23 protein-coding genes are annotated in these 23,238 nt (G+C 75.6%); 13 read left to right on the plus strand and 10 right to left on the minus strand.

What is annotated here, in order from left to right; translation table 11 throughout:
- From ACFPBZ_RS26840 to ACFPBZ_RS26855, 4 genes are all read left to right on the plus strand, one after another.
- A partial coding sequence (locus tag ACFPBZ_RS26840) for an ArnT family glycosyltransferase (protein ID WP_378039180.1) occupies window positions 1–1,832 on the plus strand: 1,832 nt, incomplete at its 5' end.
- 24 nt (window positions 1,833–1,856) lie between these two features.
- Window positions 1,857–3,026, plus strand: a complete 1,170-nt coding sequence (locus ACFPBZ_RS26845) for an acyltransferase family protein (RefSeq protein WP_378039181.1) — start codon at window positions 1,857–1,859, stop codon at window positions 3,024–3,026.
- 116 nt (window positions 3,027–3,142) lie between these two features.
- Window positions 3,143–4,462 (plus strand): hypothetical protein, encoded by a 1,320-nt coding sequence (locus ACFPBZ_RS26850; RefSeq protein WP_378039182.1) that lies wholly within the window; start codon window positions 3,143–3,145, stop codon window positions 4,460–4,462.
- A 99-nt stretch (window positions 4,463–4,561) separates the two neighbouring features.
- The gene (locus tag ACFPBZ_RS26855) at window positions 4,562–5,911 is read left to right on the plus strand and encodes a UDP-glucose dehydrogenase family protein (protein ID WP_378039183.1); all 1,350 of its coding nucleotides are present in this window, start codon (window positions 4,562–4,564) and stop codon (window positions 5,909–5,911) included.
- Between the two features lie 70 nt (window positions 5,912–5,981).
- On the opposite strand, the gene ACFPBZ_RS26860 is transcribed toward ACFPBZ_RS26855, so the two are convergent.
- A complete protein-coding gene (locus ACFPBZ_RS26860) occupies window positions 5,982–6,857 on the minus strand; it encodes an NAD(P)H-binding protein (RefSeq protein ID WP_378039184.1) in 876 nt (291 codons plus the stop codon).
- 87 nt (window positions 6,858–6,944) lie between these two features.
- Between ACFPBZ_RS26860 and ACFPBZ_RS26865 the strand changes: the two genes are divergently transcribed.
- Window positions 6,945–7,631: a TetR/AcrR family transcriptional regulator gene (locus ACFPBZ_RS26865; protein ID WP_378039185.1), complete on the plus strand. Its 687-nt coding sequence runs from the start codon at window positions 6,945–6,947 to the stop codon at window positions 7,629–7,631.
- Between the two features lie 549 nt (window positions 7,632–8,180).
- Here the strand turns inward: ACFPBZ_RS26865 and ACFPBZ_RS26870 are convergent.
- A complete protein-coding gene (locus tag ACFPBZ_RS26870; protein WP_378039186.1) occupies window positions 8,181–8,975 on the minus strand; it encodes a helix-turn-helix transcriptional regulator in 795 nt (264 codons plus the stop codon).
- Window positions 8,976–9,025: 50 nt separating this feature from the next.
- Between ACFPBZ_RS26870 and ACFPBZ_RS26875 the strand changes: the two genes are divergently transcribed.
- Window positions 9,026–9,442 (plus strand): DUF2000 family protein, encoded by a 417-nt coding sequence (locus ACFPBZ_RS26875; protein WP_378039187.1) that lies wholly within the window; start codon window positions 9,026–9,028, stop codon window positions 9,440–9,442.
- Between the two features lie 7 nt (window positions 9,443–9,449).
- Here the strand turns inward: ACFPBZ_RS26875 and ACFPBZ_RS26880 are convergent, their stop codons facing one another.
- Complete coding sequence (locus tag ACFPBZ_RS26880) at window positions 9,450–10,340, minus strand: adenylate/guanylate cyclase domain-containing protein (protein WP_378039188.1); 891 nt, start codon at window positions 10,338–10,340, stop codon at window positions 9,450–9,452.
- Window positions 10,337–10,915, minus strand: a complete 579-nt coding sequence (locus tag ACFPBZ_RS26885; RefSeq protein ID WP_378039189.1) for a TetR/AcrR family transcriptional regulator — start codon at window positions 10,913–10,915, stop codon at window positions 10,337–10,339. Before ACFPBZ_RS26885 ends, ACFPBZ_RS26880 begins: the two co-directional genes overlap by 4 nt.
- Before the next feature lie 144 nt (window positions 10,916–11,059).
- Here ACFPBZ_RS26885 and ACFPBZ_RS26890 point away from each other — a divergent pair, with 144 nt between their 5' ends.
- The 4 genes from ACFPBZ_RS26890 (at window position 11,060) to ACFPBZ_RS26905 (ending at window position 14,490) form a co-directional block, all read left to right on the plus strand.
- Window positions 11,060–12,640 carry a class I adenylate-forming enzyme family protein gene (locus ACFPBZ_RS26890; protein WP_378039190.1) on the plus strand — a complete coding sequence of 527 codons (1,581 nt, stop codon included), beginning with the start codon at window positions 11,060–11,062 and terminating at the stop codon, window positions 12,638–12,640.
- 75 nt (window positions 12,641–12,715) lie between these two features.
- A complete protein-coding gene (locus tag ACFPBZ_RS26895; protein ID WP_378039191.1) occupies window positions 12,716–13,168 on the plus strand; it encodes an SRPBCC family protein in 453 nt (150 codons plus the stop codon).
- Window positions 13,169–13,200: 32 nt separating this feature from the next.
- The gene (locus ACFPBZ_RS26900; RefSeq protein ID WP_378039192.1) at window positions 13,201–13,965 is read left to right on the plus strand and encodes a DUF1990 family protein; all 765 of its coding nucleotides are present in this window, start codon (window positions 13,201–13,203) and stop codon (window positions 13,963–13,965) included.
- A 192-nt stretch (window positions 13,966–14,157) separates the two neighbouring features.
- Window positions 14,158–14,490, plus strand: coding sequence for a hypothetical protein (locus tag ACFPBZ_RS26905; protein ID WP_378039193.1), 333 nt, complete (start codon window positions 14,158–14,160; stop codon window positions 14,488–14,490).
- Between the two features lie 26 nt (window positions 14,491–14,516).
- On the opposite strand, the gene tatC is transcribed toward ACFPBZ_RS26905, so the two are convergent.
- Window positions 14,517–15,431 (minus strand): twin-arginine translocase subunit TatC, encoded by a 915-nt coding sequence (gene tatC / locus ACFPBZ_RS26910; RefSeq protein WP_378039211.1) that lies wholly within the window; start codon window positions 15,429–15,431, stop codon window positions 14,517–14,519.
- Between the two features lie 140 nt (window positions 15,432–15,571).
- The gene (locus ACFPBZ_RS26915) at window positions 15,572–16,588 is read right to left on the minus strand and encodes an endonuclease/exonuclease/phosphatase family protein (RefSeq protein WP_378039194.1); all 1,017 of its coding nucleotides are present in this window, start codon (window positions 16,586–16,588) and stop codon (window positions 15,572–15,574) included.
- A 126-nt stretch (window positions 16,589–16,714) separates the two neighbouring features.
- On the opposite strand from ACFPBZ_RS26915, the gene ACFPBZ_RS26920 reads away from it, so the two are divergent.
- Both ACFPBZ_RS26920 and ACFPBZ_RS26925 read left to right on the plus strand, forming a co-directional pair.
- Entirely contained in the window at window positions 16,715–17,512 is a 798-nt protein-coding gene (locus tag ACFPBZ_RS26920; protein WP_378039195.1) for a hypothetical protein, read from the plus strand.
- Window positions 17,513–17,692: 180 nt separating this feature from the next.
- Window positions 17,693–18,925: a hypothetical protein gene (locus tag ACFPBZ_RS26925; RefSeq protein ID WP_378039196.1), complete on the plus strand. Its 1,233-nt coding sequence runs from the start codon at window positions 17,693–17,695 to the stop codon at window positions 18,923–18,925.
- Window positions 18,926–19,070: 145 nt separating this feature from the next.
- Here the strand turns inward: ACFPBZ_RS26925 and ACFPBZ_RS26930 are convergent, their stop codons facing one another.
- Window positions 19,071–19,259 (minus strand): hypothetical protein, encoded by a 189-nt coding sequence (locus ACFPBZ_RS26930; protein ID WP_378039197.1) that lies wholly within the window; start codon window positions 19,257–19,259, stop codon window positions 19,071–19,073.
- 208 nt (window positions 19,260–19,467) lie between these two features.
- Here ACFPBZ_RS26930 and ACFPBZ_RS26935 point away from each other — a divergent pair, with 208 nt between their 5' ends.
- Complete coding sequence (locus ACFPBZ_RS26935) at window positions 19,468–20,289, plus strand: SCO4651 family lipoprotein (RefSeq protein ID WP_378039198.1); 822 nt, start codon at window positions 19,468–19,470, stop codon at window positions 20,287–20,289.
- 4 nt (window positions 20,290–20,293) lie between these two features.
- On the opposite strand, the gene ACFPBZ_RS26940 is transcribed toward ACFPBZ_RS26935, so the two are convergent.
- Genes ACFPBZ_RS26940 through ACFPBZ_RS26950 form a run of 3 tightly spaced genes read right to left on the minus strand, consistent with a single transcriptional unit; the run spans window position 20,294 to window position 23,191 of the window.
- The gene (locus ACFPBZ_RS26940) at window positions 20,294–21,343 is read right to left on the minus strand and encodes an endonuclease/exonuclease/phosphatase family protein (protein ID WP_378039199.1); all 1,050 of its coding nucleotides are present in this window, start codon (window positions 21,341–21,343) and stop codon (window positions 20,294–20,296) included.
- Window positions 21,340–22,866, minus strand: a complete 1,527-nt coding sequence (locus tag ACFPBZ_RS26945; protein WP_378039200.1) for a DUF2235 domain-containing protein — start codon at window positions 22,864–22,866, stop codon at window positions 21,340–21,342. Before ACFPBZ_RS26945 ends, ACFPBZ_RS26940 begins: the two co-directional genes overlap by 4 nt.
- 43 nt (window positions 22,867–22,909) lie before the next feature.
- Complete coding sequence (locus ACFPBZ_RS26950) at window positions 22,910–23,191, minus strand: hypothetical protein (RefSeq protein ID WP_378039201.1); 282 nt, start codon at window positions 23,189–23,191, stop codon at window positions 22,910–22,912.
- Window positions 23,192–23,238 lie beyond the last annotated feature (47 nt).

The raw sequence follows: 23,238 nt of genomic DNA on the forward strand, positions 1-23,238 counted from the left end.
TGCCCCGCGCCCGCCACCGGCGCCGCCGCCGCGTGCCGCCCGGGGTCACCCCGCCCCGGGTGCTCGGCCGGCCGCGGCGCCCGGGCGGACTCGACGGCCTGGAGTGGCGCGTCCGGGACCTCGTCGCGGTGCTCGGCACGTTCCTGCTCGTGCACCGGCCCACCGCCGGCCTCGTCCGCCGGTTCACCCGCGAACCGGGCGCCCCGCTCACCGCCGTCCTCTACGGCACCCGTCCCTTCGGCGGGGCGCTCCCCGGCTCCCGGCCGAGCGTCGCCTTCGTCGGGACGGCCCTGGCCCTCGTCGCCGGCGCGGTGCTCCTGCGCGGCTACCACCAGCACTCGGCCTACGAGCTGTTCATGGACGAGGTGCAGTACGCCGACATCGCGAACTCGTTCGCGCAGGGCCGCGGCCCGGAGCTGTTCGACGCGCCGTTCTTCCTGCACCCGCCGCTGGCGTTCCTCTACTTCAGCGGCTTCATCGGTGCGCCGCAGACGAGCATGACCGTCGAGTTCGTGCTCTCGCTGCGCCCCGCCGTGCTGCTCTTCGCGGCCGCGAACACCGCGCTCGTCGTGGCCTGCACCCGGCGCGTGGCGCCCCGGTGGGCGGCGCTGGTCGCCGGCGCGTTCTACGCCCTCGACCCGTTCGTCATCCGCTTCGACAGCCGCCTGATGCTGGAGGCGCCGATGCTCTTCGGCGTCCTCGCCGGGCTGTACTGCCTGCTCCGCGCCGCCGAGTCGCCGTCGCCGGCCCGGCGCCGCGCGCTGCTGGTCGCGGGCGGGCTGCTGTGGGGCCTGGCCATCACGACGAAGACGAACGCCGGCCTGGTCACCGGGCTCCCGCTGCTCATCATGATCGTCTTCTCCTGGGGCCTGCGGCGCCGCGAGGCGATCACCGTGTTCGCCTGCGAGATCGGCTTCTACGCCGGCTACGTCCTGTGGACGCTGCTGACCGGCCGCTTCCTCGGCTGGGCCGACCAGACGCTCGGGGGCGTGGCCCGCGCGATCGGCCTGGTGAAGGAGACCGGCTTCTCCTCGGCGAAGGCGCCCTCGTTCACCAGCCGGATCGCCGCCAACCTCACCCTCACCGGCACCTCCTACGTCCTCATCGGGGCCGCATCGGTGTTCGCCGCCGTCCTCGTGGTGCTCTCGTGGCGCTCGCTGCGCCTGCGCGGACGGCCCGGCGAGACGTTCGCCGACCCCCGCGACCTCGGCGGCCGCATCCGCGGGCCGGGGGAGTCGGCCCTCGGGCTGCTCGTCTGCTGGGTGGCGGGCGTGCTCGGCGCTATCTGCTACACCGTCGGGCTCGGCGAGCTCGAGGAGCAGACCTTCTACCTGCTCGCGGTGCCGCTCTCGGTGGTCACGGCGCTGCTCGTCACCCGGCTCGCCCGTGCGCGCCGCTGGGTCGCGGCCCCGGCGTTCGTCCTGGTCGCGGCCGTCCTCGTCTCCTCCGGCGCGATCTGGTGGAACATCCGCTCGCAGACCGACGACACCTACAGCCGCTTCTCGGCCTGGCTGTTCGCCACCATCGACCCGAAGACCGTGCACCTGGCGCTCGGCGAGCACACCGCCCAGTTCGTCATGCCCGGCTACGGCGTCTTCCCGCTCAACGGGCCGGAGGACGCGCGGGCCTCGAACTCCCGCTACGGCGTGGTCTCCACCCAGCTCTCCGAGCTCGGCCTGGCCGACCTGACCCCGGAGACCATCGCCGAGTTCGACCGCCGCTACCCGGTGGTCTTCGTCGCGCGCGGCCGCACCGCGGGCGAGCTGCGGGTCTACGACTTCAGCCGGCCGCTCGACGGCTCGGCCCCGATCGGCCTCGGTCCCCAGAGCTAGAGAACGACAGGGTTAGGAACGACGATGTCCCACGCCACCAGACCGGCCGCACCCTCCGGGCTCATCCCGAGCCTCGTCGGGATCCGCGGCGTCCTCTCCCTGATCGTCGTGGGGGTCCACCTCGCGCCGTTCGCGATCGCGATGGTCCCGGCGACCCGCGGCTTCTTCGAGCCCCTGTGGCACCACGGCTACGTGGTGCTCGACCTGTTCTTCGTGCTCTCCGGCTTCGTCATCAGCTCCGGCTACGCGCGGACGTTCGCGCGGTGGTCGGGCTGGGGCACCTTCGGGCGGTTCCTGTGGGCGCGGCTGTCGCGCTTCTACCCGGTGCACCTCGCGATCCTCGTGGCGATGGTCGCGGCGGTCCTCGCCTCGCGGGCGATCGGGCGCGAGATCCCGCACGGCGGCGACCTCACCTGGGACCTCCTGCGCCAGGTCACGCTCACCTCCGGCTGGGGCGGGGCCGACGCGCTCACCTGGAACGGGCCGGTGTGGTCGCTCTCGGCCGAGTGGGCGTGCTACCTCGTCCTGCCGCTGCTCCTGCCGCTGGTGCAGCGCCTGCGGACCCCCGCCGCCTGCGTCGTCGGCTACCTCGTCGCCTGCGCGGTCCCGCTCGTCGCGTACGGGTTCCTCGGGTTCGACGACGGCACGATCACCTACGGCATGCCGCTGCCCCGCGCCTTCGGCGGCTTCCTCGCGGGCTGCGCGCTCTACCAGCTCGCGAGCGTCGGCTCCCGCATCCCGGCGTGGCTCGGGCGGGTCACCGGCCCGCTGGTGGCCCTGGCGTTCCTGACGATCGTCGGGGTCGCCTCCGTCGGGCTGCCGAGCATGCTCGCCCTGCCCGTCGTCGGGCTCGTCGTGCCCGCGCTCGCCCAGCGCCGCGGGGCCGTCGACCGGCTGCTCTCGACCCGGGCCGCCCTGGTCGGCGGCGAGTACAGCGTCGCCCTGTTCCTCGTCCACGTGCCCTGGATCCTCGCCGGGTCGCTGCTGATCAACCCGCGCACCTTCCCGGGGGCCTGGGGCATCGTCGGGACCCTCCTGCTCGTCCTCGGGGCGGTGGTCCTCGCGTGGGCGGCCTTCGTCGTGGTGGAGCGGCCCGCCCAGCGCTGGATGCGCCGGGTGGTGCGCCGCGCCCCGCAGGCGCCCGCGCGGCCCGTGGAGGAACGGGTGGAGGCCGCGGTCGAGAAGACGCCGTGACCCGAGGGCCCAACCGTGGCCGTCTCGTGATGAGAAGATGATCGTGATTGGTCCGATCGGACGACAGGCTGACGCGCCGGCTGATACGCCGCCCGGACGTCCCGATCGGAACCCACGTGTCGAGAACCCTCCGCCTGCTCCCCGTCGCGGTCGTCGTCGCACTCGCGGTGTCGCTGTCCCTGCCCACCGGTCGCGCGCAGGCCGCGGAGGGCCCCGCCTGGGGGCTCGTCGCATCCACCTGTTCGGAATCCTCGGTGGCGGCCAACGCCGCCGTGGGGGTCGCGGTCGTCGAGGTCGAGGCCTACTGGGACCGCTTCATGCCCACCGGCGCCGGCGCGGTGAACGCCGACTACGTCGCCGACCTGCGCGCCCGGGTCACCCGCTGCCTCGACGCCGGGCTGCGCGTGGTGATCGGCCCGGGCACGCAGTACCCGCCGGCGTGGGTGCGGGCGCTGCCCGGCTCGAAGCTGCTCGACCAGCGCGGCAAGAGCCCGACCAACGGTGCCCTCGACACGGTCTTCTCCGCCTCCGTCCGCGCCGCCCAGGCCGACTACCTCAAGCGCCTCGTCGCCGCCCTCCCCGCGAGCCGGATCGAGGCGTTCCGGGTGGGGACGAGCGCCGAGGGCGAGATGGGCTTCCCGGGGCCCAACGAGGCCGGGGACGGCTTCCTGCAGAGCTGGTGGGCCTTCTCCCCGGCCGCCCAGCAGGGCACCGGCCTCGCCCCCGGGACCCCGCGCTCCCCGATGCCGGGATGGATCCCCGGGCAGCGGACGTGGCAGGGCCAGACCGTGTCCGCGGCCGCCGCCCGGAACTGGTTCCTCTGGTACTCCCGCTCCCTGGCCTACGCGGTCAAGGGCCAGGCCGACGCGCTGCGCGCCGCCGGGTTCGCCGGGCAGATCCACCTGCCCTCCCCGGGCAAGGGCGTCCTGCCCGCCGACCTGACGACCGCGACGACCGCCCTGCTGAACGGCACCGGCGACCGGGACGGCTCGCTCGGCCGCGGGCTGAACTACGTCGACCAGTTCGCCGTGCTCGCCGGAGCCGTCCCGCGGCTCGTCGTCGACATCACCGGGGTCGACGACGCCTCCGCGGTGCTCGCCCGCGCGCAGTCCCCGGCGCAGGACGCCTGCCGGACCGGTGACGCCACGGCCGTCGCCACCGCGGGCACCCCGGTCGCGGCGTGGTCGAGCATGCGCTTCACCCGCGCCTGGGCCTCCCGCGCGGGCCTGCCCGCCGTGGGGGAGAACCCGGGACCGCCGGCGGCGCAGACCGGGGGGACGAGCTCCTCCGACTCCCTAGCCGAGCAGGTCCGGCGCGCGCCGGACTACGCCCGCGGGTGCGGGCTCACCACGCTCCTCGTCGCCTTCGAGTGGGCGTTGGACGACCCCGACTACGGCGTGACCCGCGACGACTACCGGGCCGCGGTCCTCGGCTGACCCCGCGTCGGGGACCCTGACCAGCACCGCGAGTGTCCGCTCACCCTGGGTGATCTGGCACCGTGAGGACCGACTGACAGCGGCCAGAGGGGTGTCACGGTGTTCGCACGGCGGGTCATGGTGGTGGGGACGGGCTACGTCGGGTTGACCACGGGGGCGTGTCTGGCGTCCCTGGGGCACGAGGTGGTGTGCGCGGACATCGACGAGGCGAAGGTCGACCGGCTGCGCCGCGGGGTGGTCGACATCGTCGAGCCGGGGCTGTCGGAGCTGGTGGTCGAGCAGACGTCGGCGGGGCGCCTGTCGTTCGTGGTGGGGGCCGCGACGGCGCTGGGGGCGTTCGAGGACGCCCGCCCGGCGGAGGTGCTGTTCCTCTGCGTCCCGACGCCGATGGGCGCGGGCGGGGTGGCCGACCTGCGCGCCGTGGAGTCGGTGATGGAGGAGGTCGGGGCGTCGCTGGCGCCGGGCACGGTGGTGGTGAACAAGTCCACGGTGCCGGTGGGCACGGCGGAGCGGACCGCGGAGATGCTCGAGCGCTCGGACATCGGGGTGGTGTCGAACCCGGAGTTCCTGCGCGAGGGCTCGGCGGTGAAGGACTTCCTGGGGCCCGACCGGATCGTCGTGGGTTCGGACAACCAGGACGCGGCGGAGCGCGTGGCGGCGCTCTACGCGCGCCTGGGGGCGCCGACGGTGCTGACGGATGCGGCGTCGGCGGAGCTGATGAAGTACGCGGCGAACTGCTTCCTGGCGATGAAGCTCTCCTATGTCAACGCGATGGCCGAGCTGTGCGAGCGGGTCGGCGCCGACATCGGTGACGTCACCGAGGGCATCGGGTACGACCGGCGGATCGGGCAGGCGTTCCTGTCGCCGGGCCCGGGGTGGGGCGGGTCGTGCCTGCCGAAGGACACGCACGCGCTGCTGCAGGTCGCCGACGCGGCGGACTTCGAGTTCCGGTTGCTCCGCGCGACGATCGACACGAACACTCGGCAGCGGCAGCGGATCGTGGACAAGGTCCGGCTGGCGGTGACCGGCAAGCGCACGGGGTCGTTGTCGCGGGTGCGGCTGTGCCTGCTGGGGCTGACGTTCAAGGCGGGCACCGACGACCTGCGTGACTCTCCGGCGCTGGCGATCGCGGCGCTGCTGCGGCAGGCGGGCGCGGACCTCGTCGGGTTCGACCCGGCGCTGACCGACGGCCTCGACGGCGCCCCGGCCCCGACCGAGGTCGAGGGCGTGCCGCTGGCGCCCGACGCGGTGACCGCGGCGCAGGGCGCGGAGGCGACGATCGTGCTGACCGAGTGGCCGGTGTTCCGCACGGTCGACTGGGCGGCGATGGCCGGGGCGATGAAGCGCCCGATCGTCGTCGACACCCGCAACTTGGTCGACCCGGCCACCCTGCGCCGCGCCGGCATCACCGCCGTCGGCCTCGGCCGCCGCGGCGACGGGGCGGAGTAGGCCCTGTCGGGACAACGGCCCGTCCGTCACCCCTTCTCCGGTGACGAACGGGCCGTTCGTGCGTTCGGGGTCACGACGATGCCGGCGCCGCCGGGCTGAGTGCGGCCCGGAGGTCGTCGGCCAGCGACGTGGCCGGGCGCCCGACGAGGCCCGCCAGCGTCGGGTCGGCCGGCGAGAAGTCGCCGTTCCGGCTCGCCGCGAACATCCCGACGAGCAGCGCGGCCGCCGGGGCGGGCACGCCGTGGCCGACGAGGGTGTCGCGGTACTCGTCGTCGTTGATCACCACGCGGCGGACGGGCCGGCCGACGATCCCGCTCACGATCTCGGCGACCTGCTCGAAGTCCAGCGCCTCCGGCCCGGTCAGCGGCGCGGTCGGCCCGTCGAGGGCGCCCTCGGCGAGCAGGCGGGCGGTCGCGGCCGCGAGGTCGCCGCGGGTGGTCCACGCCATGGGCCCGTCGGCGGGCAGCCGCAGTTCGCCGCTGTCGACGGCGTTGCCGAGCAGCATCGGGACCGTGTTGGCGTAGAAGCCGTTGCGCAGTGCCGTCCACGCCACGCCGGAGGAGGCGAGCACCTCCTCGGTGGCCGCGTGATCGGGCGCCGCGGTGAACGGCGACCCGGCGCGGGCGCCCTGGTGGGAGGTGTAGAGCACCCGCCCGGCCCCGGCCGCCACGGCGGCGTCGATCGCGGCGCGGTGGAACGTCAGGGCCTCGTCCCCGAGGGTGTTCGCGCTGACGAGGAGGACCTGCTCCGCGCCCTCGAACGCGTCCGCGAGGGTGTCGGGCTCCGCGAAGTCGCCGCGGCGCACCCGGACGCCCCGGTCGGCGAGGTCGGCCGCCGCGTGGGGGTCGCGCACGCTCACGCCGACCCGCTCGGGCCTGACGAGCTGGAGCAGTTCCTCGACGACGCCCCGTCCCAGGACCCCGTTCGCTCCGGTCACGACGATCATGGTGCCTCCTGTGCTTCCGCTGCTATCAGGAGAAGCTAACACTGCTAACGCTCGCGCGCTAACACTGCGGTGTTACCGTTGCTACCCATGACGGACCCGCGCGACCGCATCCTCGCCGCGGCGGCGTCCCTGCTCGAGTCCGGCGGCGAGGAGGCCGTCTCGACCCGCGCCGTCGGGGCGGCGGCGGGGGTCCAGGCCCCGACGATCTACCGGCTGTTCGGCGACAAGCAGGGGCTGCTCGACGCCGTCGTCACCCGCGGCTTCGAGGACTACCTGGCCGACAAGACGCAGCGCGCCGAGACGGACGACCCCGTCGAGGACCTGCGCCACGGGTGGGACGCCCACATCGCCCTCGCGCTCGACCGCCCCGCCCTCTACGCCCTGATGTACGCCCGGCCCCGGGAGGCCGGGCACTCCCCGGCGGCCCGCGCCGCGTTCGCCGTCCTCGCCGCGCACGTGCGGCGCATCGCCGCGACGGGGCGCCTGCGGGTGGCCGAGGACCGGGCGGTCGCGATGCTGCACGGCGCCGGGAGCGGAGTGGCGCTCTCCCTCGTCGCACTCCCGCCGGGCGAGCGTGACCCCGGCCTGGCGACCGCCGTCCGCGAGTCTGTCCTCGCGGCGATCACCACCGACGCGCCCGCCGGGTCCGACCCGGGCCCCGTCGCGGCCGCGGTGACCCTCCGGGCGGCGCTCGACGACCTCGCCGGGTTCACCGGCGCGGAGCGTGCCCTGCTGGGGGAGTGGCTCGACCGGGTCGCCGCGCCCTCGTCCTGAGCCACGGCACCCGGCGCTTCGGCGTTGCGCGACGCACACGGCCAGCCGGGTCGAATCTCGGCGGCGCTCGGGCGTTGCGTCCCGCACACGGCGGCGGCTCGACGGGGCGCGGATCCGGCGTTGCGTCCCACACACGGCCAGCCGGGTTGAATCTCGGCGGCGCTCCGGCGTTGCGTCCCGCACACGGCCAGCCGGGTCGAGTCTGGGCGGCGGTCGGGCGTTGCGTGCCGCACACGGTCAGCGAGGTCGAGTCAGGGCGGCGCTCGGGCATTGCGTCCCGCACACAGCCACCGGAGTCGAGACAGCGCGGCTCCGACGTTGCGTCCCGCAACGGCAGTGCGGACGAGGGCGTCACGGCCCGGCCGTGTGCGGGACGCAACGACGGCACGGCAACCGGACGTGAGCGGGCGGCGGGCGGGTGGGTCGACACGCGTGGCGCAGGCCTGGCCCGAGCCGGCGCGCGGGGTCGCGGCGCCCTTGGTCGGACCATGATCACGAGTAGTGCGGCAGGGTGATCGCTGGGCGAGCACCGTGCCGCCCGGAAGTCGATCACGGCGAACGTCGACCGGCGAACGTCCCCGGGGTGACGCCCAGGAGGCGGCGGAAGTGGCGCGTGAGGTGCGCCTGGTCGTGGAAGCCGGCCTCGACGGCCACGCGCGCGGCCGGCAGCCCGGCCAGGAGCAGTCGTCGTGCCACCTCGACCCGGCGGCCGACGAGGTAGCGGTGCGGCGGGAGCCCGAACTCGGCGGAGAAGGCCTTCACGAGGTGGTTCGCGGAGACGTGCAGGGAGGCGGCGGCCTCGTCGAGGAGGAGCCCCTCGACGACGTGGGCGTCGAGGAGGTCCCGGAGACCGGAGGCCGTGCGCGCGTCCCGCACCGGGTGGTCGTCGGGACCGTCGCCGGCGAGGTGGGCGGCGAGCCGGTCGACAGCGAGGACCAGCCCCGACCGGGCCGAGAACTCGTCGCCGGGGCGCTCGAGCACCCGGTGCAGGCGGTCGATCGCGCGGCGCAGGACGTCGTCGACCACGGCGGGCCGGTCGACGGCGCGGCCGACCATGGCGGGCGGGAACGCGGAGTCGTCGAGGTAGAGCACGCGCTTGCGGAAGCCGCCGGTCGTCGCGGAGCGCCCGTCGTGGGCGACCCCCGGCGGCAGCAGCGTGACCGCCGAGGTCAGGGCGCCGTGCTCGGCGCGGTCGAGGTCGTAGCGCACCGCGCCGTCGTCGACGACGAGCAGCGTCCAGGTCGAGTGCGTGTGCGGCGGGTAGGCGTGCTCGACGAACCGGGCGTGGAACACCTCGTCGATCCCCGGCACGTCCGGGCGCCAGGCGCGGACGGACGAGGACACCCCAGGAACGTACAAGAACGCGGGACGGGGCCGACGCGATCGTGGAGCCCATGAGCAGCCGTTTCGACACGAAGATCGTCATCGTCCTGCGGGACGACCTGGCCGGGTGGCAGCGCCTGAACGTGACGGCCTTCCTCAGCAGCGGGGTCGCGGCGACCGTGCCCGAGCTCATCGGGGCGCCGTACGCCGACGCCGACGGCACCGCCTACGCGCCGATGTTCCGGCAGCCGGTGGTGGTGCTCGAGGGCGACGCGGACACCGTCCGGGCGGCCCACCGCCGGGCCGTCGACCGCGGTCTCGTGGTGCCGGTCTTCACCGCGGACCTCTTCGCCACCGGCGGCGACGAGGAGAACCGCGCGGCGGTCGCGGCGGTGCCCCGCGACGGGCTCGACCTCGTGGGCGTCGCGGTGCACGCGCCCCGCAACGCGGCGGACAAGATCGTCAAGGGCGCCCGGATGGCCGCGTAGGGCGCGGCTACCGGCTCGTGCTCAGGACCTGGTGGATCTCCAGGCCCTCCGGGGCGCCCTTGAGGTGGATGCGGCGGCGGCGCTTCGTCTCGACGGTGCGGGCGTCGAGCCGGCGCAGGACGTCGCCGCTGATGAGGATCTCGTCGGCGCGGCCCGCGTCGCCCAGGCGGGCGGCGACGTTCACCGCCACCCCGAGGTAGTCGCCGCCGACGCGGCGCGGCCAGCCGAGGTGGATGCCGGCCCGCATGCGGGGCCGCCAGTCGGGCACGTCCAGCGCGGACAGCCGGTCGCGGGCCTCGACGACGGCGTCCAGCGCCGCGGCCGGGTCGGCGAACGCCACCATGAGCCCGTCGCCGAGGCGCTTGACGATCGTGCCCGCGCGCGTCGTCATCGGGGGCTCCCAGGCCTCGCCGACCTGGCGCAGGACCCGCAGCACCTCGTCGTCCCCGGCGGCCAGCGACCAGCGGGAGAAGTCGACGAGATCGGTGAACACCAGGGCCACCTCGTGCTCGCCGATGCCGCGCCCGAACGACTCGAGCACCGACTGCCACAGCTGCACCCCGCCGAGGCCGAGCTCGCGCACCACGCCCGGCCGGTCGCCGGTGAGCCCGACGATCGCGCGCCCGGCCGCCTCGACGTGGCGGGCGCCGCCGAGGGAGAGCGGGTCGCCGAAGTGGGCGTCGCCGGGCAGGACGCCGCGCAGGCGCTTCACCACCCGCTGCAGCGCGGGGGACCGGTCGAGCTCGCGGGCGCGCTCGCCCGCCCGTCCGGCGGCGGCCCGGAACCGCGCGGCCCGGGAGGGGCCGGCGGGCACGTCGTCGAGGGCCTGGTCGAGGGCGTCGTCGGGGGCGACGTCCTCGGGGCGGGGCTCGTCGGGCTCGATCCGGGGATCGCTCATCGCAGGAGCCCTTCGAAGACCTGCCGCTCGACGGCGTCGACGAGCGCGGGGACGTCCACGCGGCCCGGCCGGTACCACTCGATGAGCGAGTTGACCGTGCCGGAGAGCAGCCGCGCGGCGACGACCGGGTCGACGTCGGCCGGGACCGATCCGTCGTCGGCCGCCTCGCGGACCAGCCCGGCGATCGCCTGGTCGAACTCGCGCCGGCGCCCCAGCGCCCACCGCTCGGTCTCGGTGTTGCCCCGCAGGCGCAGCAGCAGCGTCACGTAGGGCAGCTCGGTGGCGAGCACCTCCACCTGGCGGCGGACGATGTGGCGCAGCCGGTCGACGGGCCGGCCCTCGGTGGCGGCCGGCTCGGCGAGCACCCCGAAGAGCCCGCCGAGGGCCCGGTCGAGGGCGCCGCGCAGGAGCGCCTCCTTGCCCGACACGTGGTGGTAGAAGGACGACTTCGTGATCCCGGCGGCCCGGGAGAGGTCCTCCATGCTCGTCGCGTCGTAGCCGCGCTGCAGGAACGCCTGCGCGGCGACCTCGACGAGCGAGTCCAGCGTGTAGGGCCCGGGACGTGCTCGGGTCATGGTCGGTCACCGGTCATGGTCCGCGAACCCTAGCGTCGGGGCACCCGGGTGACCGACGATCGTCGGGGAGTGTCCCCGATCACGGTCCGCTGCTAGGGTCCGCACGACCGAACGATCGGTCGGGAATCGAGGAGGATCTCGGGCATGACGACGATCGAGGCGCCCGCCGGGGCGACGGGCGGCGCCGGGCCGCGGCTCGCGCCCGCCGGGGACACCCGCAACGCCACGCGCACGGTCGTCGCCCCGCTGCGCCGCGCCCTCGTCACCGCGCCGGGGGCGACGGCCGTCGTCTGCCCGCACGCGACGCTCACCTACGCCGAGCTGGGAGCCCGGGTCCGGCGCCTCGTCGGGGCCCTGGGCGCGCTGGGGCTGCAGGCCGGCGACCGCGTGGCGGTGCTCGGCGCCAACTGCCACCGCTACCTGGAGCTCTACCTCGCGATCCCGGCCGCCGGCCTGGTGATCGTCCCGCTGAACACCCGTCACTCCGACGCCGAGCGCCGCTACTCGATCACCGACTCCGGGGCGACGGTGTTCTTCACCGACCGGCCCGTCGAGGGGGTCGAGGTGCACACCGTCGGGTTGACCGACGAGTACGAGGACCTCCTCGCCGGCGCGGAGGAGGTGGCGCTGCCCGACACCACCTCAGAGCACGACCTCGCGGGCATCTTCTACACCGGCGGCACCACCGGCGCGGCCAAGGGCGTGATGCTGACCCACGGCAACCTCGTCGCGAACGCCTTCCACTTCCTGGCGTGCTGGCCGTTCAGCGAGGACACGCGCTTCATGGTGGTGGCGCCGATGTTCCACGCGGCGGGCACCATCGGGACGCTCGCCACGATCTGGGCGGCGGGCACCCAGGTGATCGTCCCGGCGTTCACCCCGGCCGGGGTCCTCGACGTCGTCGAGCACGAGCGGGTCACCGCCACCCTCGTCGTCCCGACGATGATGGACGCGCTGGCCGTGGAGCAGCGGGAACGCCCCCGCGACGTCTCGAGCCTGCGCTGGCTCTCCCACGGCTCGAGCCCCGCGGCGCGGGAGCTGCTGCGCCGCACGCACGCAACGTTCCCCGATGCCTCGATGCTGCACATCTACGGCCTGACCGAGACCTCGCCGATCGTCACGCTCCATCCCGACGAGCAGGTCCGGCTCGACTCGCCGCGCGCGATGTCGTGCGGGCGGCCCGCGGTGGGGGTGGAGGTCGTCGTGATGGACCCGGTCGAGAGGACGCCGCTGCCGGCCGGTGAGGTCGGGGAGGTCGCGATCCGCGGGGCGAACGTGACCCCCGGCTACTGGCACAAGCCCGACGAGACCGCGAAGGTCCTCGTCGACGGCTGGTTCACCTCGGGCGACCTCGGCTACCTCGACGACGCCGGCTACCTGTTCCTCGTCGACCGCGCCAAGGACATGATCGTCTCGGGCGGGGAGAACGTGTACTCCGCGGAGGTGGAGAACGCGCTGTACTCCCACCCCGCCGTGGTCGAGGCGGCCGTGTTCGGGATTCCCGACGAGCGCTTCGGCGAGGCCGTGCACGCGGTGGTCCAGATCCGGGCCGAGGTGGGCGTCGAGGAGCTCGTCGCGCACTGCCGGCAGTCGATCGCCGGCTACAAGGTGCCGCGCTCGGTGACGCTGCAGGACGGGCCGCTGCCCAAGTCGGGCGCGGGCAAGATCCTCAAGCGCAGCCTGCGCGACGAGTACTGGGCGGGGCGCGACAGCAAGCTCGTGTGAGGGTCGGCATTCACCCGGCGGGGCCGCTGTGCCTACCCTCGGGGGTGACAGCGTCGTTTCCTCACGGGAGGCCGTGTGCACCAGCACCTCGAGGTGCGCATCGCCGCGTGCCCGGACTACGTGTGGGCGGTGCTCGTCGACGTCGCCCGCTGGCCCGACTGGTCGCCCTCCCTGCGTGAGGTGGAGCCCTTCGACGGCGGCCCGCTCGTGGTCGGCGGCGGCATCCGCGTCCGGCAGCGCCACCTGCCCGACCGGCAGTGGCGGGTCGCCGAGCTTCGGCGCCACCGCGGGTTCACCTGGCGCGGCGAGGGCGTCGGCTCGTCCGCGTCGCTGAAGGTGCGGATGAGCCGCGCCGACGACGGCGGCACCGACGTGGTGGTCGACCTCGACCGCTCGGGCTGGGTGGGCTCGATGGTCGGGCGGATGACCGGCGGGACGGCCGCGGCGCACCTCGACGAGCTCGTCTCCGGGCTGCGGCGCCGCTGCGAGGCGGGCCAGTGCGCTCCCTCACCGACGCGCTCCTCCTGAGCGAGCCGGCGGATCCGGGGTAACCCGGACGCGTGCAGCTCGTCCCCGGTCCCCGTCAGGTCCTGCGCGAAGCGCGGATGCTCACGTCCACGCCCCGCGGACTGCTCGCGCTCGGGCGCATCTGGGGACTGCCGGGGGTGCGGGTCGACCACCGCGAGGAGGCGGGCGACCCCGTCACGGACGCCCCGCCGCCGCTGCCGTCGCCCGGGCCGCGCGACCAGACCCTGCGCGACGGGCACGGCCCGATGCTGCACCGCGTCTTCACCGTCCACGTCCCCGACGCCCGGCTCGGCCCGCGCGAGCTCGTCGCCGTCCTGGTCGCGGACATCAACGCCGCGATGATCCCCGGGGCCGCCCGGTTCGACCGCACCACGGGGACCGGCCACGCGCTCGACGTGGACGACGAGTACGTGGTGCGCATTCCGGGGCCCTGGGACGGGCCGGTCCGCGTGGTCGACCGCACCGACGAGGTCCGGCGCTCGTCGTTCCGGCTGGCCACCCTCACCGGCCACGTCGAGGCCGGACAGATCGAGTTCGCGGCCGAGGGCGCCGGCGACGAGGAGGGCGGCGACCGGGCGCTCCAGTTCACCATCACCACCTGGGCACGCGCCGGCGACGTCGTCGCCGACCTGATGTACAACCGCCTCCGCGTCGCGAAGAACCTCCAGTTCCAGCTCTGGGTGCACTGCTGCGTGCGCGCGGCCGAGCTGAGCGGCGGGACGGCCGGGGACGGCGTCGAGGTCGTCACCCGCACCGTGCCCTGGACCGACGAGCTCGCCGCGGCCTTCGGGCAGTAGGTCCCTCCGCGGGGCTGTAACGACCCGACGGGCCTGGACGAACTCACCGGTGGCCCCGGCGGGCCGCGAGACCCCCGACCTCGCGGCTCACCGGGGCCGTCCACGTCCGGGGCGAGGGGGACCGCGGTGTCGAGCACGATGTCGCGGCGCGCCTGCGGGGCCGTGTCCGGGGAGCGACCTAACCTCGATCGGGTGTCCCCCGGATCGGTTCGCGTCCCCGTTCCCAGTGCCGTCGCGGTCACCGTGATCGCGCTGTGTGCCGTGCTGCTCCTCAAGTGGCTGGCGGTCGTCGCCCTGATCGCGTGCGGCCTCGCGCTGACGGTGCGGTGGCTGTGGCGTCGCCACCACCCGACCGCGGCCCGGCCCGGGCAGGGCCCTGACGACGCCGGGCTCGACCTGCTGCTCCCCACCCAGCGGGAGGCCGCCGGGGACGACTGCTCCTGGTGCGGGCTGCGCGGCGGTCACCGCGACGTGCGCGGCCGCCTCGTGCGTCCCCGCCACGCGCACGCCGCCGTCCCTCGCTGAGACGGGTCCGGGCCGGGAGCGACGGCTCAGGTCACGTCGTCGTAGGTCCGACGCGCGGCGGGCTCCTCGACCGGGCGGGTGGGCTCCAGCGCCGAGGCCGTCACCGGCGCCACGGGCCCGGCGTCGCCGCCGCCCACCGGCAGCGGACTGGCCTCGTCGTCGGACAGCCCCGCCCACGGCGACGCCCGCTCCACGCGCTTGTCGTGGATGCGGCAGACCTGGGCGGCGAGCTCGAACAGCACCGTCAGCGAGAGCCCGAGCGCGAGCATCGAGAACGGGTCCTGGCCGGGCGTCGCGACGGCCGCGAAGACGAAGATGCCGAAGATCAGCCCGCGGCGCCACGCCTTGATCTTCGCGTAGGGGAAGATGCCGACGCGGTTCAGCATGATCATCAGCAGCGGCAGCTCGAAGCTGACCCCGAAGATCACCAGCAGGCTGATCAGCAGGCTGAAGTAGTCGTTGCCCCGCAGCGCGGTGATCTGGATGCCGCCGCCGACGGTGACGAGGAAGTAGAGCGCCTGGGTGAGCACCAGGTAGGCGAGCACCGCGCCCGCGAGGAACAGCAGTGAGCCGACGCCGATGAAGACGCGGGCGAACTTGCGCTCGTGGGCGTGCAGCCCCGGCGTGATGAAGCCCCACAGCTGTCCCAGCCACACGGGGCTGGAGAGCACGACGCCGGCGGCGACGCCCACCTTGATCAGCAGCGTCAGCTGCTCGAACGGCGCGAAGGCCACGAGCTGGCACTTGGCCGGGTCGCCCAGCGTGAGCCGGGCCCCGGGCGGCAGGGCGCAGTAGGGCTCGGTGAGCAGCTGCCCGAGCGAGGGCAGCCCCAGGAGCCGGAACTGGTACCAGAGGACCCCGATGATCGTCCCGAGGATGATCGCTATGACGCCGATCATCAGCCGACGCCGCAGCTCGTGGATGTGCTCGAGCAGGGTCATGGTCCCGTCGGGATTGCCCGCGCGGGGGCGCAACCAGCGGGGGACCCGCAACCAGGACGGACGTGCCACGTCGGGAGAGCCTACGGGCGCGGCGTGTCGCCCCGGTGATCCGGCGGGTGACGGGCGGTGTTCCGCACGCGTCAGGGGAGCCTCAGGTGCACCAGGAGGCCGCGGTGGTCGCTGCCGGGGAGGTCGAGCACCTCGACGGAGCGGGCGGCCGGGCCGGCGCCCGTCGGCCCCGGGCGGGTGAGCACGTGGTCGATCTGGGTCCCGAGCCAGGAGGGGACGGCGGTGTTCCAGGTGCCCACCAGGGAGTCGCCGGTCGCGGTCGCCGCGTCGGTGCAGCCCGCGGTGCCCGCCCGGAAGGCGGAGTGGTCGGGCGAGGCGTTGAGGTCGCCGACGACCATCGCGGGCCCCGGGCCGGCGCACCACCGCGACAGCATCTCGAGCTCGCCGGGCCAGTAGCGGATCCACGACGGCACCACCGAGACGAGGTGCACCGCGACCAGCCGGGTGTCGCCGAGGATGCCGCCGGTGACCTCGGCCCAGGGGTAGCGGGTGTCGTCGTCGAGCCGCCGGGCGGTCACCTCGCCCGCCCGCGGGGACGTCGCGACGACGATGCCGCGCACCTCGGCCGCCGTGGGCGGCACGTTCGTCCACGTGCGGTAGCCCGGCAGCAGGGCCGCCAGGGCCCGCCGCATGCGGTCCCCGGCCTCGGGCAGGACGACGACGTCGGCGCGCGCGGCCCGGGCGGCCGCGGCGATCGCCCCTGGGTCGGCCTTGCCCTCGAAGGAGTTCAGCTCCAGCACGACGAGGTCGGTGCCGCCCGGCGGGGGCGGCGGGTCCGCCACGGCGCGGGGGACCACCACGGCGACGGCGACCACCGCGACCGCGAGCACCGGGGCGAGCGCCGGCCACCAGCGCGGGCGCAGGACGAGCAGCAGCAGCCCCACCACCCAGGTGGCCGCGGCGAGCGGGAGGCGCAGCGCCGCGAACACCGCGAACGGCAGCACGCGGTCGAGCCCCGCGAGGTCTCCCAGCAGGAGCAGCCCGGCCCCGAGGAGGGCGAGGGCGCCGACGACGACGAGGCGCGTGGCCGGGCGCGCGGGGACCCGGGCGGCCGGGCCGCCGCGCGGGCGGCCGTCGGTCGTGGTCACCCCGCCGAGGTTAGGCCGCCCGTGCGCGTTCTCCGGGCGTTCCGTCCCGATTCACCACACCATGTGATTTCGGACGCCGCGTCGGGTAATGATGGAGTTCTGCGAGGGCGAGGAGAACTGCGACGGATGGGCGAGCGGACGGCCGCGGCGGAGGCGTTCCCGCTGCCGAGCGGCGTCGACTGGCGGGGAGTGGCCGGTAGCGACGCCGATTCGGTGGAGCTGAAGATGCTGCTCGACGCCAGCGGTGAGCCCGTCCCGGTGACCCGGCGGCGCCGGCGCGGGGCGCGCCGGGTGTACCTGCTCGACACCCCCGACCTCGACCTCTGCTCCGCCGGGGTGCACCTGCGCGTGCGCCGGCGCGGCCCCGACCGGTACGACCTCGTCGTGCGGGTGCGCGACGCCGGGCGCGTCGACGGGCGCCGCGGCCCCGTCGACGCCCGCGTCGAGCTCGACATGCTGCCGGGCACCCTCCTGCGCACCACCGAGCTCCGCCACGTCGTCGACCCGGCCCTCGCGGCCGCCTGCCTGGAGAACGGGGCGCCGCTGGCCCGGATGCTCGGTCCCGAGCAGCGGGAGTGGCTGCGGACCCTCGTGCCCGCGGACCTGCCCGCCACCGTGCTCGACGACCTCGTCCTGCACGGGCCGCTGACCACGCACCGCTACCGCGTCCCGCGCGACCGCTTCGCCCTCGGGCGCGCCTTCCTCGAGCACTGCCACTACCCGAGCGGCCGGGAACTGCGCGAGCTGTCGGTCAAGTGCCGGCCGGCCGACGCCCCGGGGGTCGCGGTCGCCCTCGCCCGCTTCCTCGTCGACCACCGGATCCGCCCCGCCGTGGGGCACCGGACGAAGACCGCGCTGTGGATCGAGGAGATCCGGGTACCCGACCGTTCGGCGATCGACGAGCGAGCACCTGAGAGCAGCTGAGCGCCGGGCGGGCCGCGTCCCGGCGCGTCGTTGGTCCGGACGGACGAGGGGTCGGACCGGTGGGCGCGCGTCGGGAGCCCGTGGTCGCGACGATCTCGGGCGGCTCTCAGGTTGGACTCGGTCAGGTCACGGCGGCCCCTACCTTCGGCGCCGATGAACACGACAGCGCCGCAGGAATCGATGGCTGCCACCCCGGTCACGACCGCAGGCCTCGCACGGGTCGGCCTGCACGTGCTGCTCGCCGCCCTGCCCCTGCTCGCGATCTCGGCGCACGTCTTCGGCCTGATCCGGATGAACTGGTCGGCGGCGCTGCTGGTGATCCCGCTGGCCACGTCGATCGTGGCGCTGTCGCTGTTCGCGCCGCACCCCGAGGACCGCGTCATCCTCCACGGCTTCGTCTGGGGGATCGTCGCCTGCGCGCTCTACGACGTGTTCCGCCTCGACACCGTCTACATGCTCGGCTGGTGGGCCGACTTCATCCCGACGATGGGCACGTGGATCGTCGGGGACGCCTCGTCGCACACGGCGGGGGCGTGGGTCGGCTACCTGTGGCGCTACCTCGGTGACGGCGGCGGGATCGGCGTCACGTTCTTCGTCGGCGCCGCCTTCCTCGGGCTGCACCACCGGCCCGCACGCCAGGTGGTCGCCGCGTCGGTCGCGTTCGCCGTGTTCCCGGTGTGGGCGGGCCTGATCGCCACGGTCTGGCTGGCCCCGCGCGGCCAGACGATGATGTTCCCGCTCACGCCCGTGACGCTCACGCTCTCGCTGATCGGCCACCTCATCTTCGGGCTGATCATGGGCCTCGGCTTCGTGCGCACCCGGTCGGCGCACCGCTACTGGCCCTGGACCCCGGTCGTCGGCTGGTTCGCCGCCCCGACGCCGGACCGGGAGTCCCCGGTCCTCGAGGCCCCGGCGGAGCCCACGGTCCGGGTGGCCCGCGGGCCGTCGCGCCCCGCCGCCCCGGCGCCCGCGCCCCCCGTGACCTCCGAGCGCCCCGTGGTGGTGCCGCCCCCGCCGCTGCCCGCCGGGCACCCGTCGGCGCCGTTCCCCCGCCAGCACCTCTCGGGTCCGATGCCGGTGGCCCGCGCGACCGGGTCGCAGCCCGCGGTGGCCCGGACGGGCTCCCAGCCGGTGGCGGCCCCGGCCACGGGGTCCCAGCCCGTGAGCGCCCCGCGCACCGGGTCGCACGCGGTGGCGGGCGCTTCCACCGGGTCGCACGCGCTGTCGGGCCCGTCGACCGGGAGCACGAGGACCGCGAGCGCGACGACCACCGGGTCCCACCGGACCGCAACGGCATCCGCCCGGCCGTCGACCCCGGCCGAGGGCACCACGCTCGACCCCGAGACCTGGGCCCTCTGGCAGCGCCAGCTCGCCACCACCGTCAAGGGTCGCCGCACCCACCGCTGGCGCTGAGCCCGAACGACCCGCGGGCGACCGTGTCCGACGGACGCGGTTCCGGCGGACCTCGTGTCGCCGGGCCTGCGCCGGACAGCACGACGCCCCGCCGGCCTCGCACCCCCCGGGCGCGAGGACGACGGGGCGTCGTCGTCGGGCTACGTCACTCGGCCTCGAAGCCCAGGGCGTCGACCACCGCGCCGATCTCGGCCTCGGTGTCGGCCACGGTGGTGTCGACGTACTCGGCGATGGGCGTGATCTCGGCCGCGGAGGCGGCGCCGGCGAAGCCCAGCATCAGCAGCGGGGTGACGACGGCTGCGACGGCCAGACGGGCGAGCGACTGCTTCGACATGGTGTCTCCTCGGGAGGCGTTCGGAGTACTGACACCCCCACCGTGCCTCGTTTCGCTGCCCCATACGCCCGATTCGATCGCGCTTGACCGACTCGCAACACGCCTCTGACATGCGCCCGTTTCGCTGACGCAGGGTAGGCATCTCGCCACGATCCGGTCACACGGGGACATGTCCCCGTCATCGGAGGCGCACGGCACCATGGAGACCGTGCGCGTCCGTGTCGCCCTGGTGGCCATGCTCGCCGTCCTCCTCGCGGGGTGCGGCGCCGCGACGCGCGCCCTGCCGCCCGACGACGCCGTGCGCGCCGCCGTCGCGAGCACCGTGGCCGCGGGCCCGTCGCGGGTCACGATCACCGGACGCACCGCCGTGGCCGGGCAGGAGATCCCGCTGCAGGGGTCGGGGGTGCTTGACGCGGGCGCCCAGGCCGCCGACCTGACCGTCGGCGTCCCCTCGCTGGGTCCGGTCCGCGTGGTGTTCAGCGGGGGACGGGCCGCCGCGCAGCTCCCGCCGACCGCCGCGGGGCTCCTCGGGGCCGTCGCGGGCGGCAGGCCGTGGGTGTCGGTCGACGTCGACCGGCTGGCGCAGTCGCGGGTGGGCGCCCCGCTCGGGGCGCTGGGCGTCGGCACCACCGACAACCCGGCCCGCCAGCTCGGCTACCTGCGGGCGATCCGCGACGACGCCCGCGAGGTCGGCCCGGAGCAGGTCGAGGGGGTCGCCACGACGCACTACGCCGCGGTGATCGACCTCGACCGGGTCCCCGGCGCCCAGGACCCGGCCACGCGGCCCGCCGTCGATCGGCTGAAGGCCGATCTGGGCACCTCGGCGGTGCCGGTCGACCTCTGGGTGGGCCCCGACGGGAAGCTCGTCCGGGTGGCCCAGGACGTGACGGTGCCGGCGCCGACCTCGGGCGCGGGCGCCCCCACCACGACGACCACCACGCTCACGTTCGCCGACGTCGGGAAGGCTCCCGCGGTGGTCCCGCCGCCGGCCGACCAGGTGGCCGACCTGAGCGCGTTCCTCCCGGGCTGACCCGTTAGGCCACCGCGTGCACGGTCACGACGAGCCCGCGGTGGTCCGTGCCCGGCACCTCCACCACGTCGAACCCGTCGACGCCCACCCCGCCCCCGACGAGCACGTGGTCGAGCTGGGCGCCGAGCCAGCGGGGCAGCCCGACCGGCCACGTCGCGAGCAGGCCCTTCCCGGCCTCGTCGCCGGCGTCGGTGCAGCCGGCGGTGCCGCGGCGGAAGGCGGTGAGGTCGGCCGTGGCGTTGAGGTCCCCGACGACGGCCGCGGGCCCCGCCCCCGGCGCGCACCAGCGGGCGAGCGAGTCGAGCTCGCCGGGCCACGCGTCGATCAGCGCGGGCACGGGGGAGACGACGTGGACGCCGACCAGCCGGGTGGCGCCGAGTGCCCCGCCGGTCAGCTCCAGCCACGGGAACCGGGCGGGCACGACCCGGGCCCGCACGTCGCCGAGGCCGGGCCCGGCGAGGATCGTCGTGCCGAGCGCGTCGGGCTCGCTCGGGGGCACCGAGGAGAACGACCGGTAGCCCAGGTCGGGGATCTGCGCGGCGAGCCGGGTGCGGAACGGCTCGCCCGCCTCGGGGAGGACGAGCACGTCGGGGCGCCGCTCGCGCAGCAGAGCGGCGAGGGCGGGGACGTCGGCGCCGCCGCGGTCGACGTTGAGGCTCATCACGGTGAGGTCGGGGCCGGCGTCGGGGGCGGGCCCGTCGGGGATCGCGCGGGGCACGAGCGCGGCGGCCGAGAGCCCCGCGATCACCAGCAGCGGCACGAGCGTGGGCCACCAGCGGGCGCGCACCGCGAGCGCGAGAAGCCCCAGCACGACGACCGCGAGCGTCAGGGGGACCCGCACCAGCACGAACCCGACCAGCGGGAACGTCATGTCGAGTCCCAGCCGGTCGGGCCACAGCCGGTCGGGGACCAGGGCGACCGCGGCGAGCCCGACGACGAGCAGCCCCGTCACCACCCGCGAGGGTCGCGGGAGGAACCGTCGCCACCCGACGTGGATCGGACCCGTGGGGTCGGTGGGCCCGGCGGCCGGGGCGGCCTCGTCGGGACGGGTCACGCGGGCGCGCCCGGATCGGGGTCCGGGGGCGGTGGCGGGGCGGACGGTCCCGCGGGGTCGGGGGCGACCGTCAGGGTCGCGGCGCCGGCGTTGCCGCGGTAGCCGAGCCAGGAGTCGTTGGCGAAGGCGTAGAGGTAGCCGGGCCGGGGGAGCTCCACGGCGACCGGGCCGGTCACGGGCACGGTGGTGCCCTCGGTGACGGTGCCCGCGTCCGACAGGAGGTCGTTCGCCACCGCCGCGACCATCGCCATCCGCGGGGAGTCGGCCCGGCGCGGGGCGACGAGGGCGTCGGCGCGGCGCGTGGTGAGCCGCCGGACGAGGCTCCGGTAGGTCGCCGCCAGGGCCCCGAGCGCGTAGTCGGGCCAGCCGCGCACCGGCCAGCGGGCGAACCCGCCCGGGCCGGTGGAGGCGCCGTGGTCGGACCAGGAGCCGGACGCGGAGAGCAGGTAGCGGCCGGCCCCGAGGTAGAGCCCGGTCTCGGCCCAGGGGTCGTCCGCGGGGACGACCGCGTCCTCGGGGCGGGCGACGAGCCGGCCCGGCCGGTAGTCGGTGCCGGCGCGTCGCGCGACGGCCGAGGGGTGCACGTCGGGGGCGCCCTCGACCACCCGCGGCACGGAGCGCGGGCGCGGGGACAGGACCGAGAAGAGGCCGCGGGGCACGGGGTCGAGCGGGCCGAGGGGGTTCCCGGGCCCGCCGGGCGGCGCGGCGACCCAGCGCAGTCCGACGGCGGCCGTGGCCTCGTCGGCCATCCACCGCAGGGAGATGTCCGAGAGGTCCCGTGGCCGGTCGCCCGAGCCGCCGACGTCGCCGTGCACGCCCGGGAACCAGAGCTGGACGAACGAGCCGCGGGCGTCGACCGCGGAGTCGTCGGCGCGGGTCCAGACGGCGGGCACGAACGCGCCGCGGCGCTCGTCGAGGGCGAGGGCCTGGCGGGCGTGGCGGACGTCGGGGGCGAGCCGGAGGTCGTGGAACCCCTGCAGGCGCCGGGAGACGAGCGTGGACAGCAGCCCGAAGGTCCGGGGGATGCCGAGGGCGCCGACGGTGTCCCACACCCCGAGGAAGGCGATGGGGGCCTCGTCGTCGGGACCGAAGCCGGGGGCGTACGGGAGGTCGGGGAGCGGCAGGCCCCGCTGGTAGCCGTCGAGGAAGACCCGCCGGACGACCGCGTTGCGGGCGCGCCGGGAGCTGCCGGGTGCGAAGGCGACCAGGCCCGTGGCCGCGAGCATCCCGGCGAGGCTGCGCACGGTGTACGCGCCGCGGCTGAAGCCGACCAGGACGATCTCGTCCCCGGGCCGCCAGGTCTCCGCCAGCCACGTGTAGGCCTCGCGGACGCGGGCGTTCAGCCCGAGCCCCACCGCGCCCTGCACCAGGCGGCTGACCGGGTCGCCCGTGGCGCCGACCCCGGGGAGGTACCGCACGACCTGCGCGTCGTCGTGGACGAGCGCCTCGGCGAACAGCGAGACGTTGGTGCGGTCGGTCGGGGTGTCCCACGTGCCGTCGCAACAGACCACGAGGCGTCTCATCGCCCCGCACGCTAGCGGGCGGGGCGGTGCGCGCCCCGGCGGCTCACCCGTGCAGGGGCGAGCGCCGGGGGAGGTCGCCGTCGCGGCGCTGCTCGGGGATGGCCGACATGGCCGCGCGGACCTGGGCCTCGCGCACCCGGGCGCGACGCACGGCGGCGCGCTCGCGGTCCTCGGGGTCGTTGTGGTCGAGCCGGGAGTCGCCGCGGATGGCCGCGACCTGCTGGTCGGTCAGCGAGCCCTGCCGGCGCATCGCGACGACGGGGGCGGCCAGCCACGCACCGAGGGCGGCGGCGGCAGCGGCGGCTCCGGCAACGGGCTTGCTCATGTGGTCCCCGATCGTCGTGGCGCCCGATCCGTTCCGGACGCCGTCAC

The sequence above is a fragment of the Actinomycetospora atypica genome, assembly GCF_042653685.1.
Classification (GTDB): domain Bacteria; phylum Actinomycetota; class Actinomycetes; order Mycobacteriales; family Pseudonocardiaceae; genus Actinomycetospora; species Actinomycetospora atypica.

Excerpts from the sequence above, each read along its gene's own strand:
- ACFPBZ_RS26945 (WP_378039200.1), bottom strand. The coding sequence starts at position 22,866 with ATGAGACGCCTCGTGGTCTGTTGCGACGGCACGTGGGACACCCCGACC.
- ACFPBZ_RS26880 (WP_378039188.1), bottom strand. The coding sequence starts at position 10,340 with ATGAGCGATCCCCGGATCGAGCCCGACGAGCCCCGCCCCGAGGACGTC.
- ACFPBZ_RS26845 (WP_378039181.1), top strand. The coding sequence starts at position 1,857 with ATGTCCCACGCCACCAGACCGGCCGCACCCTCCGGGCTCATCCCGAGC.
- ACFPBZ_RS26950 (WP_378039201.1), bottom strand. The coding sequence starts at position 23,191 with ATGAGCAAGCCCGTTGCCGGAGCCGCCGCTGCCGCCGCCGCCCTCGGT.
- ACFPBZ_RS26885 (WP_378039189.1), bottom strand. The coding sequence starts at position 10,915 with ATGACCCGAGCACGTCCCGGGCCCTACACGCTGGACTCGCTCGTCGAG.
- ACFPBZ_RS26930 (WP_378039197.1), bottom strand. The coding sequence starts at position 19,259 with ATGTCGAAGCAGTCGCTCGCCCGTCTGGCCGTCGCAGCCGTCGTCACC.
- ACFPBZ_RS26875 (WP_378039187.1), top strand. The coding sequence starts at position 9,026 with ATGAGCAGCCGTTTCGACACGAAGATCGTCATCGTCCTGCGGGACGAC.
- tatC (WP_378039211.1), bottom strand. The coding sequence starts at position 15,431 with ATGACCCTGCTCGAGCACATCCACGAGCTGCGGCGTCGGCTGATGATC.
- ACFPBZ_RS26925 (WP_378039196.1), top strand. The coding sequence starts at position 17,693 with ATGGCTGCCACCCCGGTCACGACCGCAGGCCTCGCACGGGTCGGCCTG.
- ACFPBZ_RS26860 (WP_378039184.1), bottom strand. The coding sequence starts at position 6,857 with ATGATCGTCGTGACCGGAGCGAACGGGGTCCTGGGACGGGGCGTCGTC.
- ACFPBZ_RS26865 (WP_378039185.1), top strand. The coding sequence starts at position 6,945 with ATGACGGACCCGCGCGACCGCATCCTCGCCGCGGCGGCGTCCCTGCTC.
- ACFPBZ_RS26920 (WP_378039195.1), top strand. The coding sequence starts at position 16,715 with ATGGGCGAGCGGACGGCCGCGGCGGAGGCGTTCCCGCTGCCGAGCGGC.
- ACFPBZ_RS26890 (WP_378039190.1), top strand. The coding sequence starts at position 11,060 with ATGACGACGATCGAGGCGCCCGCCGGGGCGACGGGCGGCGCCGGGCCG.